Source organism: Spirillospora sp. NPDC049652 (genome assembly GCF_040675125.1).
Lineage (GTDB): Bacteria > Actinomycetota > Actinomycetes > Streptosporangiales > Streptosporangiaceae > Spirillospora.
In genome coordinates this window covers 1-3,186 of record NZ_JBFAOF010000844.1, presented here as the reverse complement: position 1 = coordinate 3,186, position 3,186 = coordinate 1, and the positions used below count along the sequence as shown (strand labels likewise).

At 76.0% G+C, this 3,186-nt stretch carries 5 protein-coding genes; all 5 read left to right on the top strand.

The features are described from left to right. The coding region (locus tag AB0J52_RS33655; protein WP_500186914.1) for a DUF881 domain-containing protein at window positions 1–559 on the top strand (559 nt) is incomplete at its 5' end. Between the two features lie 17 nt (window positions 560–576). Then, window positions 577–909: a small basic family protein gene (locus AB0J52_RS33650; protein WP_500186912.1), complete on the top strand. Its 333-nt coding sequence runs from the start codon at window positions 577–579 to the stop codon at window positions 907–909. Next, a complete protein-coding gene (locus tag AB0J52_RS33645) occupies window positions 906–1,706 on the top strand; it encodes a DUF881 domain-containing protein (protein ID WP_500186911.1) in 801 nt (266 codons plus the stop codon). The genes AB0J52_RS33650 and AB0J52_RS33645 overlap by 4 nt, the downstream gene beginning before the upstream one ends. Before the next feature lie 371 nt (window positions 1,707–2,077). Next, window positions 2,078–2,611, top strand: coding sequence for an FHA domain-containing protein (locus AB0J52_RS33640; protein WP_500186910.1), 534 nt, complete (start codon window positions 2,078–2,080; stop codon window positions 2,609–2,611). Between the two features lie 125 nt (window positions 2,612–2,736). Next, window positions 2,737–3,186 (top strand): transcriptional regulator FtsR (gene ftsR, locus AB0J52_RS33635; protein ID WP_500186909.1); only part of this gene is annotated, 450 nt, incomplete at its 3' end.

Below are 3,186 nucleotides of genomic sequence, written 5' to 3'. Positions count from 1 at the left end.
CGCCCGCCGCCTGGACACCCTGCGCGGCGAGACCTCGCGGCTGCGCGCCGCAGCGCTCGCCCAGAGCGCCGCCGGCCGCCGCGCCGACCGCGACCTCGCCGCCGCCGAGGCCGCCGCCGCGGCCCGTCCCGCCGCCGGGCCGGCCCTCGTCGTCACCCTGGACGACGCCCCCCGCGAGCACGGCTCCGATGCGTCCGAGGACGACGGCCGGGTCTATGATCAAGACCTCCAGAGCCTGGTCAACGGGCTCTGGGCGGCCGGTGCCAGCGCCGTCGCGATCAACGGGCTGCGGCTGACCCCCACCACGGCGATCCGCACGGCGGGCGAGGCGGTCCTGGTGGACTACCGTCCGCTGACCGGCCCGTACGAGGTCACCGCGCTCGGCCCCGGCGGGCGGCTGCGCGCCGCGTTCACCGGCTCGGCCGCCGACCAGCGCCTGGCGGCCCTGCGGGACCGCTACGGGCTCCGGTACGCGGTGCGGACCGCGGACTCGGCCAGGCTGCCCGCCGCCGCGCCGTCCGCGCCGCGCTACGCCCGGCCGGCGGGGGAGAGGCAGTGAGAGGTGAGGGTGGTGCGGTGATCGCGCTGATCGGGCTGGTCGCGGGAGTGGTGCTCGGGCTGGTCTTCCAGCCCACGGTGCCGCTGTGGCTGCAGCCCTACCTGCCGATCGCCATCGTCGCGGCGCTGGACGCGATGTTCGGCGGCGTGCGCGCCCGGCTGGAGGGCGTGTTCGACGAGAAGACCTTCGTGGTCTCCTTCGTCGGCAACACCATCCTCGCCGCGCTCATCGTCTTCCTCGGCGACCAGCTCGGCGTCGGCTCGCAGCTGTCCACCGGCGTGGTGGTCGTCCTCGGCGTCCGGATCTTCTCCAACGCCGCCGCCATCCGCCGCAAGCTCTTCGGCGCATGAGCGACGCCGGCGACCGCCCCGAGGCGTCCGCGCCCACGCCGTCCTCACCGACGCCGTCCGGGCCCACGCCGCCCTCGCCCGTGCCGCCCGAGGCCGAGGACGGGCCCGGGCGTCCCCGCAGGCCGCTGTCGCAGCTCACCGACATGCTGAGGCCGCGGCTGACGCGCGGGCAGCTCGCGGGCGCCCTGCTCAGCCTGGTGCTCGGGTTCGCCGTCGTGGCGCAGGTCCAGGCCAACAGCCGCGACACCAAGTTCGCGACCGCCCGGCAGGACGAACTGGTCGGGATTCTGTCCGACCTCACCCAGCGATCCGAGCGGCTGCGCGGGGACCTGCGCGACCTGGAGAACACCAAGGCCGGCCTGGAGCGCGACGCGCGCGGCCAGACCGCCCTGGAGGAGGCCCGCCGCCGCGCCGACGACTACGGCCTGCTCGCCGGGACCGTCCCCGCCCAGGGGCCCGGCGTGGAGATCACGGTGACCGACCCGCGCCGCGCCGTCCGGGCCGCCAACCTGCTGGACGCCCTGGAGGAACTGCGCGACGCGGGCGCCGAGGTCGTCCAGGTCGGGGACATCCGGGCCGGGGTGGACACCTACTTCGTGGACCGCCCCGAGGGTGTCCTCGCCGACGGCAGGTTCCTGCCTCCGCCGTACCGGATCCTGGCGATCGGGGACCCGCACACCATGGCCACCGCGCTCGGCATCCCGGGCGGCGTCGTGCGCACGCTGCGCGGCCTCGGCGCGGAGGTCACCGTCACCCCGCGTGCGCGAATGACCGTCAGCGCGGTACGGTCGGGGTAGGGGATCACGGGGGATCGTACCGAGAGCGGGCCATGTCGCCCTGCGCGCGTCCCCGCGTGGCGGAACGGGTCGCCGCCGGTCACCGGAAGGTGACGGGCGGGTGTCCGGTCGCCGTCCGCGCGGCGGCGTAGACCTGCGATCATTGTCGAAGGTAGCGTGGGGGCGACCGGCTGACCGTTCCGGTTGACCCCTCGGGCCTCACCCGCGTAAGTTGCGGCGACCGTCGTGGTGACGGGTGCCGTGCCGGGAGCACGAGCACCCGGGTCGGGACGGTGACCCGGCGTGGGTTGGACGAAGGATGCGCGGGGCGCGGGCGGCAGCCGGACGGGGGCCGCGGGCGCCGCGCCGGAGGTAGGAGGCCGAGCCGATCGATGCCGAGCGTCTACTGCACGCAGTGCGGTCACGCCAACCCGGATGATGCCCGCTTCTGCTCGAACTGTGGCACTCCGCTGACTCGCAGTGGCCAGCAGCCTCCTCCTCCCCGGGAGTCCCCGGGCGAGTCGACCTCGACGATCTCCATCTCCGGGATCGAGGCGTTCGCCGAGGCGGGCGAGCCGGGGCCGCCCGCCGCGTCCCAGGTCTCCGTCGACGCGCTGCCGCCCGGCACCGCGCTGCTGGTGGTCGAGCGCGGCCCGAACGCCGGCAGCCGCTTCCTGCTCGACAAGGACCGCACGTCCGCCGGCCGCCACCCGGAGAGCGACATCTTCCTCGACGACATCACCGTCTCCCGCCAGCACGCCGAGTTCGCGCGGCAGGGCGGCGGGTTCTCGGTGCGCGACGTGGGCAGCCTGAACGGCACCTACGTCAACCGGCAGCGGATCGACCAAGCGGGTCTGTCCGGCGGCGACGAGGTGCAGATCGGCAAGTTCCGGCTGGTGTTCCTGACCAGCCCGCAGCACGGCTGAGCGCTCCGGCACGGGCGGCCGCCCGTGCCGGGACGCGAGGGGGAGCCGGAGCCCCGCCCCGCGCGGGGCGGCGGACGGCGCGGGAACGGGCAACGCCAGGCGGAGGCGGCGACGATGGGAGGGCGATGAGCGCGCAGGCCGCCCGGGCCCTGATGACGATCGGGGACGTCCTCGGGCTGCTCCGGGCCGAGTTCCCGGACATCACGATCTCCAAGATCCGCTTCCTGGAGGCGGAGGGGCTGGTCGAACCGCAGCGCAGCCCGTCGGGTTACCGCAAGTTCGGTGACGCCGACGTGGCGCGGCTGCGGTTCGTGCTGACCGCCCAGCGCGACCACTACCTGCCGCTGCGGGTGATCCGGCAGCATCTGCAGGCGCTCGACCGGGGCGAGGCGCCGCCGCCGCTCGGCTCCCGCCGCCCCGCGGCCCCCGAGCCGCGCGCGGGCGACCGCCCGGCCGACCCGGCGCCGATGGCGTCCCGGGCGGGCGAGCGCGTCTCCGCCGACGGGCCAGGGTCCCCTGACCGGCGCGGAGCCATCGCCGCGCGCGCCGTCCCGGACACCCGCACGGCCCCGTCC

What these genes read in the sequence shown, in the direction of transcription:
- AB0J52_RS33640 (WP_500186910.1), top strand. Translation starts at nt 2,078, where the DNA reads ATGCCGAGCGTCTACTGCACGCAGTGCGGTCACGCCAACCCGGATGAT.
- AB0J52_RS33645 (WP_500186911.1), top strand. Translation starts at nt 906, where the DNA reads ATGAGCGACGCCGGCGACCGCCCCGAGGCGTCCGCGCCCACGCCGTCC.